Raw genomic sequence first — 15,776 nt, 5'->3', positions numbered from 1 at the left:
CCGGCAGATTTTATTACCTGCTGGAATTTCTATTGTAGGCGCCATCAGCTTTTGAAAAAAGCGGTTGAATCGGAAGGACACCATTTCCGTATTGCAAATATAATACTAATAAAATGATGTGCAAAATCTTAAAGTAGGTGTTGAGAATTTAATTTATCACTATTCCTCCTTATTTGAATACGAGAACCAGTTTCTTATTCTTCTACCGTTTAAACAAGCATCATATCACGGGATTAAAGCTTTTCTTAAACAAAATGAAACCGCCTGGAAATAACCATGTTATCTATATAGGAATTTTTTTTATAACCCTAAAAAATTAAAGTTATGGGATACCATGAATGGAAAAACTGTATTGATGCATGCTTAAAGTGTGCTTCAATTTGCAATCATTGTGCAAGTTCATGCACTCAGGAAGAAGACGTGAAAATGATGGCGCGGTGTATTGAGCTTGATATGCAATGTGCAGCCATCTGCTACTCTGCCGCTCAATTGATGAGTATGGGTAGCTCTTTTGCTCAAGACATTTGCCGTATTTGCGCAGATATTTGCCAGCAATGCGGAGATGAGTGTAGTAATCATCATACCCAGCATTGTCAGGAATGTGCAGATGCTTGTAAGGCTTGTGCGGAAGAATGCAGAAGAATGACAGGAGTAGCTGCTTAAGATGCCAATCACCGTGAGCATTAATTGATTAAGGGCAGCATTCTAGTTGCCCTTTCATTTTTATAAATAGGCAAATTTATTCCATTCATTTTATTTTCATTATTCCCTCATTATTTGATATTTACCAAGGTTTGAGGTTGTTCTTGGTATGTCCTTTCTCTAGCCTTAAAAAAATGGGTTTTTTAGGATATGATTCTCATAAACTCATTCCATTATTCAAATAAGAATTTCAGTTTTTGATGATGAGTACTTGATAATTCGAATTCTATGAAAATGAAGGCTAGATGCGAGTTGAGGAATGCATTAAATAATGCATGAACTTTCAATTCCCGCTTCATCAAATTATTTCAAAAAACAAAAAATACAAATTTCATTTCAATGGCGGTGTTAAATCAATCACGTTGTTAAACCGAGGGTATGTACCTTCTAAATTAAATGCAAGCTACATGGCATTTGCGCATAATTGTAAAAAAATTTAGACCAAACGGATTTCCCCCCGTTTATCCTATAATTGAATAATATTCAAGCTGATCGATGTTCGCAATTGAAACTAATCCACATGCTTATTTGGCTAATTAGATAGCAGTTTATGGAGTTCAACACTGATGTCTAGACAATTGGTGTTTTATAAATAGTTGCGGTATATCTTAATTTTAGGGAAAATTCTAAAAAGTTCGAACCGAAAAATTCAATTTAATCTATTGTAAGTGACTTATTTTCAAGTTCTTAATGTTTAAAAAATAAGAGGCATACTTTTTAGATGCCTCATATTGCCACTTAGTAGGGTCAACCCGCGGAAGTTCGACCCTTTTTGAGCATTGTGAAGCTGTGGTTAATTTTGATAAAGTTTTGAACAACAAGATGGAGGGACAGTATAGGAAAAAGAAATTATTCGATGACAATCGAAAGTAGGGTGAGAAATATCGTAACCTAATATTTGTTGATATTTTGTAACGGTTTTGTTGCGGTTTATCCTCTCATCTTTTTAGATTAATGCAGATTTTAGCGCCTATATATTTAGGTTGTTAAATTTGAAGGGTTTGAAAGTTAAGCAGGTACCAAATTGCTCTATAATTGGAGTCGTCTTGCTGTACCTGATTATCTCTTTGGGCAATATCTTTTTTTTATCCAACCTCTCCCTTTTAGAGTCCGCCCGGGGAATAAAATCAGCTGCGCAGTACAAAGGTAGCTTTTCTCCGCTTGGAAAGGATTCAAAAATTACCAGACAATTTAAGTGTATCCTTGATGAACGCAAGAAAACCGTGCTTCCTGTTTTGGAAGCTTTTCTTATCGGCGTCATCTTATTTTTGGGGCTTTCGCTTTTAGCCTCTAACCTAAACAGGTATTTTCTTGAGATCAGATACAGGATTGCCGGATCAGTCCCAATTTATATTTCCAACCAGGTCTTTCGGATCTGAGATTTATCTCAATTTTCTTTTATTGACAGGTCCTTCAAATGATGAAGTGACGACGGCCGGTTAATCACCGTGTTTCCTGTCCAAGACGTCCGTCAAATCTTTTTCCTTAAATTTTAATTTAAAGACATGATCCGTATTAAACAGATTTTCTGTTTGTTCCCACTTTTATATATGGGGCTGGAAAGCCATGCCCAAACCTCCCCAAAGCCCATCGGGATCGTTGATCTGATCGATCACGTGACCGCTTTTTCACCTTCACTGGCCGCTGATTCAGCAACAGTTGATATACGTGCCGCCCAGTTAAGAGAGACCGCGGCGAATGCCCTTCCAAATCTGAAGCTTAATTATCAGGCAGATCTGGGCTCAAACAATAACGTGGCAGGACCTTATATGGCCTTTGGTATAGTTCCCTCCAATTCCAGAGGTGTTAGGACTGAAAGCACTACCAAGGCTACACTTACTAATCTTGGTATTGTCTCCCTTGATTGGGAGGTCTATAATTTTGGTGCCTATAAAGCTCAGAATGCAGTCGCCAAATCAGAACTTGTCGTTGAACGATCCAAGTTTGCCCAGCGCCGATACCAGACAAGGGCCATCGCTATTGATGATTACCTGAGTCTACTAAAGCTTCAGGACATGCTATCCATTCAAGCAAGCAATATCAGTCGCAATGAGCAGATCAACCGTTCGATTTTATCCCTTGCCAGAAGCGGTGTGCGTCCGGGTGTGGATACCAGTATCGCAGGGGCCGAACTCTCCAAATCAAGATTGAACTATATTGAAATGGACAATACCTACAGACAGGTTCAGCTCGACATTGCAGCAATCAGCGGGCTAAATCCGGAAAGTATTGTCGCTGACAGTACGATCCTGGATCGGCTAAAATCGCTTGAGGTAAACCTATCGGTAAAGTTGACCGACAGTTCAAGCCATCCGCTGCTTGATTTCTACAAAAGCAATTATCTAAGCAGCGTTGAGAAGGAAAACCTGGTCAAAAAAGCCTATAATCCAAAGGTAAGCCTGCAAGCTGCTGCCTGGTCAAGGGGATCAAGCATTGATGCCAATGATAATTTCAACAGTCTCTCGAATGGCTTGGAATGGCAACGGGAAAATTACCTCGTGGGCGTAGGGATCAGTTATAACTTATTTGATCTGCGCAGGCGTCAGTTGAAGCTTAGGACCCAAAAGGCCAGTAGCAATTTTTACTTAAAGGAACTACAGCAGGAAAGGTTAATGTTATCAAATGCCGCCCTTCAAGCAGGACTTGAGATCAGTACCGCGCATAAAAGACTCGATGAAATACCAAACCAGCTAAAGGCAGCGGCCGCAGGGTATCGCCAGAAGCTCTCGCTTTATAAGAACGGGCTGACCGACATCATTGAGCTCAATGCAGCCCTGACCATCCTTTACCGTGCAGAAACCGATTTTGTCAACGCAAAATATCTGTACATCCGGGCGCTTTTTCAAAAGGCTATCGCCACCAACCAAGTAGATTCACTGTTAAACACATTAAAATAATAAAGATATGTCAATGGTTACCTCGGCCCTGAAAAAGCCGATTACAACAGTGGTGATCACCGCGAGTTTACTGCTCTTTGCAGTTCTCAGTGCGCTGAAGATCCCAATAGATATTTTCCCCCAGCTTAATTCGCCGACAATATATGTTATTGAATCCTACGGAGGTATGTCTCCACAACAGATGGAGGGCTTCTTCTCCACTCGTCTACAGGATCAGTTTCTTTATGTTAATGGCGTTAAGAATATTACCGCCAAAAACATTCAGGGTTTGACGATGCTAAAGCTGAGTTTTTATGAAAGCACCAATATGGCAGAGGCTTCTGCCCAAGTTGCCTTGCAGGTTAACCGGGCCATGAAGTTCTTCCCTCCAGGCGCTTTGCCTCCGCAGGTGGTCCGCTTTGATGCCTCTTCACTGCCAGTAGGCCAGCTTGTACTCTCGGCCAAATCCCGCAGTCTGAAAGAAATCTATGATATGGCGGCAACGCGTATCAGGCCCATGTTTTCCTCTGTCGCAGGGCTTTCAGCGCCACCGCCATTCGGTGCCAATTCCCGCTCGATTACCATTAGTGTAGATCCGAGCAAATTAAGGAGTTATAATCTGACTCCGGACGAGGTGGTAGGGGCTTTATCCAAGTTCAATGTCATGTCTCCTTCGGGAAATCTAAGGTTGGACAATACCATGATGGTGACCTCTATGAACTCCCTGGTTAAAACGGTCGATGAATTCAACAACATTCCAATAGCTACAAAAAACGGCGTTTCAATATTGGTAAGGGATGTGGCAAGGGTTGCCGATGCAGCGGATGTTACCGTGGATTATGCATTGATCAACGGGAAACGGTCTGTGTATATTCCTGTGGTCAAAACAGCAGACGCCTCGACTTGGTCAGTGGTAAAGTCCTTAAAGGCCAAAATCCCCGAAATGCAGAGCCTCTTGCCGGACGATGTCCACATCTCTTATGAATTTGACCAGTCTGTTGCCGTTATCAACTCGGTAAAAAGCCTGATCACTGAAGGTGGTCTTGGTGCACTATTAACGGGCCTAATGGTGTTGCTATTCCTGCGTGATCTGCGAAGCAGTCTTATCGTGGTGATCACCATTCCGGTATCGATTTTAATTGGGGTGCTTTTACTAGGCATGTTCGGTCAGACCATAAATATCATGACCTTGAGCGGTCTGGCACTTGCAATAGGGATCCTGGTCGATCAGGCAACGGTGACGATCGAAAATATCCATCAGCACCTGGAAATGGGCAAGCCCAAACGCGAAGCCATTTACGATGCCTGTGAAGAAATCGCATTCCCGCTGCTGCTCATCCTGCTGTGTATTCTGGCCGTATTTGCACCATCTTTTATGATGAACGGTATACCAAAGGCGATGTTTTTGCCACTATCCCTTTCGATTGGCTTCACCATGGTTGTCTCTTTCATCGTGGCCCAGACCTTAGTTCCCATTCTATCCAACTGGATGATAAACGAAGAACGTTACCAGCACTATGACCATGGTAAGATCCATGCTCATGCAGGAGAGGCCCTGGACGAGAGGCAAGGAGAGCAGGTAGAAAAGCATCTGCAAAATGAAAAGGATGAACCGGAAAAAAATGATTTCTTTGAAAGGGTGAAGGTGCGGTTTATGGCAATCATCCAGCGGTGGATGCCGATGAAAAAAGGTATTGTCGGGATTTATTTAGTTCTGGTCATTTCTCTTGCAGGACTGGGATTTGTTTTTATTGGAAAGGATATGATGCCAAAGCTCAACAACGGACAGTTCCAGATACGCATCAAAGCGCCGGACGGTACCAGATTAGAGCGCACCGAGGAGAAATTTAAGCAGGTACTTTCCATTATCAATCAGACAGTAGATAACCATATCGCAGTTAGTTCGGGATACGTTGGGCTTATTCCGAGTAGTTACGGAACAAGTAACTTATATATCTTCAATACCGGTACCCATGAGGCTGTGCTTCAGGTGAACCTTGATGAAGATTATAAGGTAAATATGGATGAGCTGAAAGATGCGCTGAGAAAGAACATCGCTTATAAACTTCCTGACCTACGTATCACCTTTGAGCCGATTGACATGACCGAAAAGATTATGAGCCAAGGCGCTGCAACTCCTATTGAGATCAGAGTAGCAGGAAAAGATATGGACCAGATCGAGTCTTACGCTAATAAGGTGCTCTCTAAACTTAAAAAAATAGATTACCTCCGTGATATCCAGATTGCTCAACCCCTGCACATTCCCGTGGTTTCTATTACCCTTGATAGATTAAAGGCGGCGCAGTTTGGGCTGAACGTGGTTGATATCGCAAGGTCAGTTACTGCAAGTACCTCATCCAGCCGATTTACTGAGAAGAACCAATGGCTCGATGAAAAAACCGCCTATACCTACCAGGTACAGGTACAGGTTCCAGAGTATGTCATGAATACAATGGATGAGCTCAAAGAAATTCCTTTGGTTAAAGGGCAGAGCAGTCCGGTACTGGGCGACATCGCTACTTTCAATACCAGTTACCTTCCAGGAGAATATGACCGCTCCGGGCCAAGACGCTTTCTGACCGTGAGCGCAAACATTTATAAAAAGGATCTTGGAACGGCAACTGCTGATGTAGAAAAGGCACTAAAGTCCGTAGGCACGCCTCCTAAGGGACTAACTGCTGAAGTGAAAGGTATGTCGAGCCTGTTGACTGAAACACTATCTTCTCTTCAGGGCGGACTTGCTTTTGCGATATTGGTGATCTTCCTGCTGCTTGCGGCCAATTACCAGTCTTTCAAGCTTTCGCTGACGGTTCTTTCGACCGTTCCTGCTGTAATCCTTGGGTCGCTTACCGCATTATTGCTTACAGGTTCTACGCTTAACCTGCAGAGCTACATGGGGATGATCATGTCCACCGGGGTGTCAGTGGCCAATGCGATACTTATCGTGACCAACGCCGAAAAACTCAGGCTGGATTACAAGGATTCTACCCGGGCGGCAGTGGTGAGTGCCGGGATTCGTTTAAGGCCGATCCTGATGACCAGTTTTGCGATGATAGCCGGGATGATCCCGATGGCCTCTGGGTTGGGCGAATCCGGTGAACAGACCGCGCCGCTCGGCAGGGCTGTTATTGGTGGGCTATTCTTTTCAACCCTTGCCGCGCTCTTCATCCTTCCGCAGGTTTTCGCTTGGGTACAGAAAAAAAGCAGCTTAAAAGAACCAAACCTAATGCCTAGAAAAACAAGAATTTAAAAGATAAACAACATGAAAACCAGATTCATTCCCATCATAATAATTATAAGTACTCTGGCCGCGTGTGGCGGAAACCAGAAGCCCGTGAACATCAGTCCCGAAAAAAACGGCAAGGAAGCCAAATATGAAACCACAAAGGTCGAAGAAGAGGCCCTTTCCAGTTTTACCCGCATTCCCGGGGTGCTCAAGCCTTTCAACCAGGTGAACATTTTTCCCAAGGCCAATGGTTTTGTGAAAGCAATACTGGTCGATTTGGGTTCTAAGGTGACCAAAGGCCAGCTGCTGATGACCCTGGAAGCACCGGAACTCGAATCACAATTGCAATCGGCAAATTCCCGTTACCTGCAGGCACGGGAGACCGCATCGGCGAGCAGTGAGAAATACAGACGTCTGAAAGAAGCAGCAAAAGAGGAAGGTTCGGTATCTCCGCTAGAACTTGATAATGCGCTTTCCAGGATGAAAGGAGATAAGGCCATAGCTGAGGCTGAGCGGTCAAATGTATCCTCCGTACGTACCATGCAGGACTACTTGAAAGTATATGCGCCTTTTGACGGGGTGATCGTTGACAGGAATGTATCACCGGGAGCACTGGTGTCGGCGGGCAAATCTTCGGACCTACCCATGCTGGTATTGCAGGACCTGACCCACATGAGGCTTGAAGTTTCTATACCTGAGGATTATGTAGACAAAGTGGACCTAAGCCAGATGGTCAAGTTCCGCTTCAATGCGCTGCCGGGGGAACAGCGCCAGGCCAAGATCAGCCGGTCTGCAAATTCACTGGGCAACATGCGCCAGGAAATCGTCGAGGTTGACGTGGCCAATAAAGATAACAGGTTGAAGGCCGGCATGTATGCCGAGGTTGAAATCCCGCTTAAATCCGGTGCGACTTCGCTTCTTGTGCCTAATTCTGCTATCGTGCGTTCTACAGAACGGAAGTACGTAGTGGAAATTGCAAATGGTAAAGCCAAGCTCGTTGACATTAAGGAAGGGATGAAGGGAACAGAGATGACCGAGATTTTTGGTTCCATCAAAGCCGGGACAGAGATTATTTCGCCCGCGAACGATGAGATCAAAAGCGGTCAGACGCTATAAAACATTGCCGGGCGGATATTAGCCGCCCGGCAAATCTTTTTATTAGTCAGATAAGAAAAAAGGAAAATATGAAAGATTTAGAATTTAACCATGAGTTTGAAATCGGGGGAAAACACATTTGCATAGATGTCCCAAAGAAAAGATGCAACCAGGTCTACATCGAGGGAGAGCTGGTTGGGACGGTTTGGGAATGTAAAAAACAAGGGGTAATATCCTTTGTATCAAGAGATTTTAAGCTTGCCCCTTACCTGGAAAGCATTGCGGCCGAGTTAAACATTTTTTACAGGACCTCCCTATGAGTGCCTATGCCGGATGGACATTTCAACCTTTTCTGATCTGTTTCCTGTTATTAATGACTGTAAAGGTAAAGGCGCAAGATCAAACTGCCGTCCCCAAGATATCGGTAGGCTTTGTCATGGGCTTTCCGACCGGTAAGACGGCTAAAACTTATGTCAACGGATATGGGGCATCAACAAAGGTGGAATTCAAGGTTTCGGAGCACCTCAACCTAACCGGATCTGCGGGCTATATGACTTTCCGCTACAGGGATGAGGTAAAAAAACGTCTCGATTATTTAGGAGAGCCAACAAGCATGAATGGTGTTGTTCCAATTAAAGTCGGAGCAAAATATTACTTTGAAGGTATCTATTACGCTGCCCTTGAGCTTGGTGCAGCAAATACTCTTGGAGACCGGCTGAATACCTCTTTTGCCTACGGACCGACTTTGGGTGCCAGCATTCCAATTTCGAAGCATTATAGTGCAGATCTCGGCCTTCGTTATGAGGGTTGGAAAAGCAGCGGAGGGCAGGTTTCCTTTTTTGGACTTCGTTTGGCTCTGGCAATTTCAGGAACTAAAAAATAATAGGCAAAATATTTAACCTAAAATTTAAATTATGACAGAGAAAAATATTTCACAACCATTTGAAACTTTTGACCATAATAAATCCTCAGCAAAGGGTGGAGATAACGCATATCACCCCGCAAACCAAGATAGAGAGGTTTTATTGCGTTACCTGCTGGAGCGGTTGAACCTGGAAACCGGCCATCTCAATGAGAAGCGAAAATTGAGGAAGTAGGGGCCTTTTTAGACCTTTAAAAAACATTCGTAGGAATGGCAAATCAGATTTATTATAACCAGGGGCAACCCACAATATGCATGACAAATGGAAAAGATGATATATCTTTTGGAAAATGATGAGGGTATAACCGAAGTATTACAGCTTCTTTTTAACAGTGAGGGGTACGGGGTTTCCGCGTTTTCTTCGGTAAGCTCGTTTATGGCAGGGCTAAGTGATCATGTTGCAGATCTTTTTCTGCTGGATGTTATGCTCCCCGATGGAAACGGCATTGAAGTCTGCAGTTACCTGAAGTCCTTAGAGAAAACCCGGAATGTTCCGATTATCATGATGAGTGCTCATGCGGACCGTTATGACATTAGAAGGGGCTGCGCTGCAGAGAATTTTATTAAAAAGCCTTTCGATATTCACGACCTGCTGCGTTTGGTAGCGAAACATATTTGACCGGTGATAAAGTACGGGTTCTCTCAAGTTTGGTATTCGTGCTCACAATCAGTGTTTCCATGTCAGAGATCCGCTAAGTCGTTCTTACAAGATATATCAACAAAAGCATGCTTGAAATGAAAATAACCACGGTAAGGACTTTGATGAGTGTAGAGGAATGGTAATAACTGCCTTGATTAATAAGTGTATGAGTTTTTTGATAGCGCATAAATGCCAGGATGATGGTCAGTGCGCCTACCCCGACAAGAAGTATTCCTATCCTCTGTGAGTTGCCGGTTTGGTGTACGACGGCTTTGGCCCCAAGAGCGAGAGTGATCTGCTTGATAAAAAGTGAAAACTTTACCACCACAAAACCAAAGCCCATAATTCCTATGCTAGTTCTTATCCAGGCAAGAAAAGTCCGTTCGTTGGCCAGATGGTCACCAGTGTTTGATTTAGGAATGGCTTGTTCTTCTTTTTCCATTATTGATAATATTGGTTGACGGATCACCGCATGCCTGATTAACAAAATTTTATCAATGCTGTTTGGGCGAGTACTGTTTTAATTATGTAGCTTTTCGATAAATTCCCTAGCATTTTTAAATGCGTTACTCCGCACAGCACATACGATGATAGACAATTTTGTCGAACCTTTTGAATTTTAGTGTTGCCGGCATAAGCCATTGATATTTAAACATGACAATAATTTTCGGCGTTTGCGGCCCCGGGTGAAATGGATCCGGCACAACTGATCCTAATCTTTGCATCGTATCGAAATACCAATTTGCACCTTTTAAAGATTCACTGCCGTTTTGGTTTTTACATTAGGGATGAACGATTACCCATCCTTCCGCCGAACGGATGATGATCTCTCCGTTGCCGCTTGGCACATAGCTGATGAAATCGAAGAGATCTGACTTATCGATTTTCCGCTCGCGAACGGTATTCTCGCACTGCGCAAGAATTACGCCCTTTGACTTTAGCAAATTAAGCTGCTCAAGGAACTTTCCATCCTTGCGATAAACCGCCACGCCATCCCCGAAGGCGATAAGCTCAACCTCCAGTTTTCCCTTCAATCTTGGATCCTCCAAAGCATTGTTGATGTTCCTGAGTGTTCCCGAAATATGTTTTTCCTCGGCACTGTTAAGTACATATAGCGCTTTATATGATTTCTTTTTTGCAACAGCACCCGTAAACGGTTTTTTTGTCTCCTGTGCAGATACATTGGTGGTGATGACCATCATGATGACAAGCTGGAGTAAGATCAGTAATTTTTTCATGTTTCTATTTTTTCTGTTTTATAGGTGCGTGCTGTTCAGCCATGTCAATAAAGGGACCATATTTATGCTGCTTTTCGCTAAAGTGATCTGCATATGGCCCGAAGGGATAATCTATTGGCTTTGTGTACAGGTTTTTATAGTCGTTTTTGGAATCCAGGTGCGGTCTGGGCTGCGCATTCACAAATGCAGCTACGTCCCAGGCTTCCGCATCCGTTAAGTTCGGATCTTTGTAGGTGGCGCCATAAGGCATGTTGTTTTTGACAAATCCTGCAAAATTTCCAAGCCTGAACATTCCTGCACCATCGTTATAGCTGTCCCTGCCCCAAAGGGGAGGGTACATATATCCTTTTCCATCAGGTGAGGCAACGCCTTTGCCCGTTTCTCCATGACAGCTGCTGCATTTGGAGGCATATACCATTTTCCCCTTCAGGGGATCTGCAGGCACATCCAGATATGGGATTTTTTTTACCGAATTATCCGCAATGGAATGTGCGGCATCCTGTTTTTTTCCAACCCATTTTAAATAGGCCAACATGGCGACCATTTCCCTGGAATTTCTTCCCGGAGCTTTGCCGTTCATGCTTCGCTCGAAGCACTCATTAATCCGTTCAAAGGCTTCTTCCTTTCTACCGCTTCTTGCGCTCATTTTTGGAAAACCTGCATAAAAGATGGAGAAATTATTCGCAAAGGGCCTGGTTCCTGCATCCAAGTGGCAGTTCTGACAATTCATACCATTAGTCAGCTTTCCTACGATACCCTGCGGCCCTAAATAGTATGCCGTACGGACAATCAAATCCCGGCCATACCTGATCAGATCCGCATCAGCTTTGCCCTGAAGCTGCATCGTATCAGGCGCCTTCCAATATTCGGGTTTAGCAACACGGCGCTCTAAAGGTTTTATTTGATTCTTTTGAATGGATGGATTAGGCTTATCCGCATAGAAACTTTTTGGAAGATGAAATCCGCTGAGTGCTAAAACAAGAGAAAACATGATCACAACGAATAGAAATGACGTCCATACGAGATATTTTCCAAACCGGGCAAATACCTGCAGTTTATCCTCGTTGTTTCTTTCTGTTTTCACACTTTTAAAATATTAATTCTGAAAATCCTTAATGGCCTCACCAATATCAAGCACCTTTTGCTTGCCATCAATAACGGATGCAATCAGTGAGCTTGCAGCCGCACTTCTGTATCCACCGGCGCAGTGTACTGCTACGGGTTGCTCCAGCGGAATTTCGTTTACCCTTTCCCTTAAATTTCCCAGTGGAATATTTATGCTGTTCTCAAAAATACTGTTTTCCATACGCTCTGTCTTGTTCCTCACATCCACAATGGTATATCCATTTTGGTTCTCTTTAAAATTTTGGATATCGATAATCTCATCCGGGACAGTTTCTACTGCGTTTATAAAACCGCCGGCAAGCTGCGTTTCATACCCGATGGATGCGGTCCTCGCGATAAGACTATGCAATGTAGCAAGATTTTCTGCCATAAGATAATAAGGCTCTTCAGGCTTCACAATGCTGCCCAGCCAGGTTTCAAATTTGTTTCCATCCATGATATTTACAGCGCCTTCTATATGTCCCTTCTTAAAAACATCTTCCCTTCGCGTATCGATAATTAGGGCATTTGGTTTTAAGTTTTCACCGGATTCCATGATCTGAACCGCACTTACCGAATCTTCAAACGGTGCTGCGCCTTTCTTGTTCAAGGCCACATCAAAAGGGAAGTAAAATGGAATGAATGGCTGGTTTTCATTTAATGCGCTCACAAAATCGGCCTCAGTCATTTCCTGCAGTGACCAGTTACTTCTTTTTTCAGCACCAATGGTACTGCTATTGGCCTCGCTCAACGCTTTTCCGCAGAGCGTACCTGCCCCGTGTGCCGGATACAGAATCACTTCATCTGAGAGTTTCATCAGTTTGTCCCTTAATGAATGGTACATTTGGGCGGCAAGGAAATTGCGTTCCGCCATTGAATCACCTCCGCTTTCCCTTAAATCCGGCCTTCCGCAGTCACCGATAAAAAGGGTATCTCCGGAAAATAGCGCTTTTTGTTTCCCATCGTGTTCGAGCAAAATACTGATACTATCCGGAGAGTGCCCCGGGGTGTTGATTGCCCTTAAGGTGATCTTTCCCAGGGTTATCGTCTGGTCTTCATCAAATGGGGAAAACAGGTAGGACGGCGTATTGAGTTTGCTGCAATATATTGTTGCGCCGGTCTTATGATGGATTTCAAGATGAGCACTCACAAAATCCGCATGCGGGTGCGTCTCGATAACACCAACTATTTTGGCCTGGTGTTTTTCGGCAAAATGGTAATATGCAGACGGATCCCTGGAGGGATCGATCAATATGATTTCATTCCGGCATTCGCTCAGTACCGCATAGCTGTAATGGGAGAGGTGCTTGTCTTCAAATTGTTCTATTTTCATGTGTTTTTATTTTTGATTAATGTGTTTAACGGTATGATTCCTGCCTTTGCCAGGTTTACATCAAATTTACCCTTTAGCGGTTCTTCGCACTGTAACTTTTGTCACAGCGCCCCAAAATCTTCTCAGCAGTTTCTGCCTGCACTTTCATCATATTTGATCGGAGAGAGGACATGGAGCAAAAGGGTTCTGGCATAGCGGTAGTTGAAGGTGAACAGTAGGATGACCGGCGAAATAGTGGTTGCGATGATTGCCCACTGCTCTTCTTCGCCAAAGATCATGAATGCCGGAATGCCCGCATTGACAAGTTCTGCGACAATGAAAACATAGCTCACATACATCGCTCCGATAAAGAAGCCCGGCTCTATCTCATAGTTCAGGTTGCAGCAGGCAAATTTTTTATTCATCTGATCATATTTCCAATGGAACATGGAATGGGTATATAATTTTCCCTTTCGGCACCTGGGACATCTATGGTCTATTATAGCCCTTAGTTTGCTCATCAGATTCTATTTTATTAATGAGGGAGCTTGCTTTTCATCGCTCCGTATAGATAGGTGCCCAGGAGCGCACCAAGGATGACCACCGCCATACCGGCATATCCGCTCCCAAGGTTGACGAACATGGGGCCGGGACAGGCGCCGGTGAGTGCCCAGCCCAGGCCGAAAATGGTGCCGCCTAGTAGGTATTTTATATAGGCCTTGTCCTTATCGTGGAAGACAATCGGATTTCCGGCCAGATCCTTGGCTTTGAATTTTTTGATCAGCCATACTGCAATTACGCCAAGTACAACGGCCGTACCAATAATTCCATACATATGGAAAGACTGGAAACGGAACATTTCCTGGATCCTGTACCAGGAAACAGCCTCAGACTTGGTCATGATGATTCCGAAAAGTGTTCCTGCAAGAATATATTTTATGAATTTCATTTTTTTTAGATTTAAAAGATAAAAGGCATGATGAGGAAAGTCATGATCAGGCCACCAACAAAGAAACCGATTACGGCTACTAGTGATGGTACTTGCAGATTCGAAAGCCCGGATATGGCGTGACCAGAAGTACAACCGCCTGCATAACGAGATCCAAAACCGACTAATAAACCACCGATGAGTAAAATAGCCAGCGTTTTTAAATCTTTCATTGCTTCCAGTGAAAACAGGCCGGTTGGATTTAACCCACCATCGAACTTAATGCCCAATTGATTTAAATCGGAGATTGTGGCGGATGATAATTTTACGGGAGATGGACTGCTAAGGTAATTTGTAGCAACAAATCCACCTATTACCGAGCCGATAAGGAACATGAGGTTCCAGGTCTGGTCTTTCCATTTAAAATCAAAAAATTTTACTTTCCTGCCTGCTCCGGCTATGCTGCACATCGTTCGCAGGTTTGATGAAAAGCCAAAGGACTTTCCGAAAAAAAGTAGGATGAGCATAATGAGTACGATCATGCTGCCCGAGAAATACCAAGGCCAGGGTTGTTTAATAAAATCAATCATGTTTTTTTAAATGAAATGTTAATATGGGTGTTTTTGTTGTTGTTAAAAGGTAATGCCTGTGGCGGTTTGAGCAAGTAAGTGCTGAATCATTTTAGCAAACTGCCATCCCGAAGAAATCCGGCCGGCAGCGTTGAATAGATCAATATTTCTTGAATATATTTCTTCATTTTGGCCAGGTACCGATACCTCCAACCAGGTTGAATGCTTCCACCCCAAGTTTTCTCATCTCCGATACCGCTGAGGAGGAACGCTTTCCACTTCTGCAATAGAGGAAATACCGCTTGGCCTTATCCAGCTTTGCAAGTTCTAAAGAAAAGGCAGAACCCAGGAAATCGATATATATGGCTGAAGGAAGCGCGCCTGGGGCATATTCAGGCTTTGTCCTTACATCTAAGAGGACTGCGTCACTGCTTTTTGTAAATTCGTTTTTGAAGTGGTAGCCATCGAGGTTGTACGCACCTTTTGAAAAAAAACTGCTGATCATTTGAAGTAGTTTATTCATTGTATTTATTCGTTTCTTATTGCTCTGTATTTTTTTTAAAGCTGCAGAACAGAAAATCCTGCGTGCTTTGCATTGGGGTAGTGTGCTCTTGCGGCCTGCACTCTATTTCGGTAAACCCTTCTCTAAATATCTCGCGCAGCGTTCTTTCACTGTATCTTGAAACGGGCAGGCCACTGCATTTTTCTGGTCCGGTGAGCGAAAAAGTCGCCATGACCAAGTATTCTCCGGTAAACTGACCTGCCGTGTTTGCATAACTATGGATTTCCTCTGATGAATGAAGGAAATGAAAAGTGGCCCGGTCATGCCAGACTGCATAACTTCTTTGCGGCACAAAATCCCTGATGTCTGTCTCGATCCAGTGTATCCTGCCAGACAGTTCTCCAAGCCTTGCCTTTGCCTTTTCCAATGCCCGGGAAGATATATCCACTACGGTAATATCGCTGTAGCCTTCCTGAAGCAAAAAATCCACAAGCAGACTGTCTCCCCCGCCAATATCGATTATCGGAGCAGATTTATCCAGATTGAACCCCGTTATCATCTCCATTGAAACTGTGGGGTAGACCTGCGTCCAGCTGACCTGGTCAGGACTTTTTTCTAAATACACCTTTTCCCAGTGCGATTTTTTCTCATTTTTCATATCC

The 15,776-nt window shown here is 43.8% G+C and carries 17 protein-coding genes and 1 riboswitch; of the genes, 8 read left to right on the top strand and 9 right to left on the bottom strand.

Features of this window, described 5'->3' with window-relative positions:
- Positions 1 to 28 precede the first annotated feature (28 nt).
- Positions 29 to 97: riboswitch (Fluoride riboswitch) on the bottom strand.
- Positions 98 to 426: 329 nt separating this feature from the next.
- The 8 genes from DF947_RS21460 to DF947_RS21425 all read left to right on the top strand — a co-directional run bounded on the left by DF947_RS21460 (position 427) and on the right by DF947_RS21425 (position 9,440).
- Complete coding sequence (locus tag DF947_RS21460) at positions 427 to 663, top strand: four-helix bundle copper-binding protein (RefSeq protein ID WP_231459955.1); 237 nt, start codon at positions 427 to 429, stop codon at positions 661 to 663.
- Positions 664 to 2,207: 1,544 nt separating this feature from the next.
- The gene (locus DF947_RS21455; RefSeq protein ID WP_056095310.1) at positions 2,208 to 3,599 is read left to right on the top strand and encodes a TolC family protein; all 1,392 of its coding nucleotides are present in this window, start codon (positions 2,208 to 2,210) and stop codon (positions 3,597 to 3,599) included.
- A 7-nt stretch (positions 3,600 to 3,606) separates the two neighbouring features.
- A complete protein-coding gene (locus DF947_RS21450; protein WP_056095306.1) occupies positions 3,607 to 6,828 on the top strand; it encodes an efflux RND transporter permease subunit in 3,222 nt (1,073 codons plus the stop codon).
- Positions 6,829 to 6,840: 12 nt separating this feature from the next.
- Entirely contained in the window at positions 6,841 to 7,920 is a 1,080-nt protein-coding gene (locus DF947_RS21445) for an efflux RND transporter periplasmic adaptor subunit (RefSeq protein WP_056095304.1), read from the top strand.
- A gap of 68 nt (positions 7,921 to 7,988) precedes the next feature.
- Positions 7,989 to 8,219 (top strand): hypothetical protein, encoded by a 231-nt coding sequence (locus DF947_RS21440; protein ID WP_056095301.1) that lies wholly within the window; start codon positions 7,989 to 7,991, stop codon positions 8,217 to 8,219.
- A complete protein-coding gene (locus tag DF947_RS21435) occupies positions 8,216 to 8,782 on the top strand; it encodes a hypothetical protein (RefSeq protein WP_056095298.1) in 567 nt (188 codons plus the stop codon). The genes DF947_RS21440 and DF947_RS21435 overlap by 4 nt, the downstream gene beginning before the upstream one ends.
- A 31-nt stretch (positions 8,783 to 8,813) precedes the next feature.
- Positions 8,814 to 8,996 (top strand): hypothetical protein, encoded by a 183-nt coding sequence (locus DF947_RS21430; protein ID WP_056095295.1) that lies wholly within the window; start codon positions 8,814 to 8,816, stop codon positions 8,994 to 8,996.
- An 87-nt stretch (positions 8,997 to 9,083) separates the two neighbouring features.
- Positions 9,084 to 9,440 (top strand): response regulator, encoded by a 357-nt coding sequence (locus DF947_RS21425; protein WP_056095291.1) that lies wholly within the window; start codon positions 9,084 to 9,086, stop codon positions 9,438 to 9,440.
- A 73-nt stretch (positions 9,441 to 9,513) separates the two neighbouring features.
- Here the strand turns inward: DF947_RS21425 and DF947_RS21420 are convergent, their stop codons facing one another.
- The 9 genes from DF947_RS21420 to DF947_RS21380 all read right to left on the bottom strand — a co-directional run bounded on the left by DF947_RS21420 (position 9,514) and on the right by DF947_RS21380 (position 15,772).
- On the bottom strand, positions 9,514 to 9,903 hold the full coding sequence (locus DF947_RS21420) for a YidH family protein (protein WP_056095288.1): 390 nt from the start codon (positions 9,901 to 9,903) through the stop codon (positions 9,514 to 9,516).
- A 340-nt stretch (positions 9,904 to 10,243) separates the two neighbouring features.
- Complete coding sequence (locus DF947_RS21415) at positions 10,244 to 10,699, bottom strand: DsrE family protein (RefSeq protein ID WP_056095285.1); 456 nt, start codon at positions 10,697 to 10,699, stop codon at positions 10,244 to 10,246.
- A gap of 4 nt (positions 10,700 to 10,703) precedes the next feature.
- Positions 10,704 to 11,783, bottom strand: a complete 1,080-nt coding sequence (locus tag DF947_RS21410) for a c-type cytochrome (RefSeq protein WP_199562757.1) — start codon at positions 11,781 to 11,783, stop codon at positions 10,704 to 10,706.
- A gap of 12 nt (positions 11,784 to 11,795) precedes the next feature.
- Complete coding sequence (locus DF947_RS21405) at positions 11,796 to 13,136, bottom strand: MBL fold metallo-hydrolase (RefSeq protein WP_056095282.1); 1,341 nt, start codon at positions 13,134 to 13,136, stop codon at positions 11,796 to 11,798.
- A gap of 122 nt (positions 13,137 to 13,258) precedes the next feature.
- Positions 13,259 to 13,540 (bottom strand): hypothetical protein, encoded by a 282-nt coding sequence (locus tag DF947_RS21400; protein WP_146202964.1) that lies wholly within the window; start codon positions 13,538 to 13,540, stop codon positions 13,259 to 13,261.
- Positions 13,541 to 13,650: 110 nt separating this feature from the next.
- Entirely contained in the window at positions 13,651 to 14,064 is a 414-nt protein-coding gene (locus DF947_RS21395; protein WP_056095276.1) for a DUF6691 family protein, read from the bottom strand.
- Between the two features lie 11 nt (positions 14,065 to 14,075).
- Positions 14,076 to 14,633 carry a YeeE/YedE family protein gene (locus DF947_RS21390; RefSeq protein WP_056095272.1) on the bottom strand — a complete coding sequence of 186 codons (558 nt, stop codon included), beginning with the start codon at positions 14,631 to 14,633 and terminating at the stop codon, positions 14,076 to 14,078.
- Between the two features lie 163 nt (positions 14,634 to 14,796).
- Entirely contained in the window at positions 14,797 to 15,135 is a 339-nt protein-coding gene (locus DF947_RS21385) for a rhodanese-like domain-containing protein (RefSeq protein WP_197413310.1), read from the bottom strand.
- 16 nt (positions 15,136 to 15,151) lie between these two features.
- A complete protein-coding gene (locus tag DF947_RS21380) occupies positions 15,152 to 15,772 on the bottom strand; it encodes a class I SAM-dependent methyltransferase (RefSeq protein ID WP_056095270.1) in 621 nt (206 codons plus the stop codon).
- Between the last annotated feature and the right edge of the window lie 4 nt (positions 15,773 to 15,776).

The organism is Pedobacter paludis (genome assembly GCF_003173575.1).
In the GTDB taxonomy this organism is placed as follows: Bacteria; Bacteroidota; Bacteroidia; order Sphingobacteriales; family Sphingobacteriaceae; genus Pedobacter; species Pedobacter paludis.
This window is presented reverse-complemented; position numbering and strand designations above follow the sequence as displayed.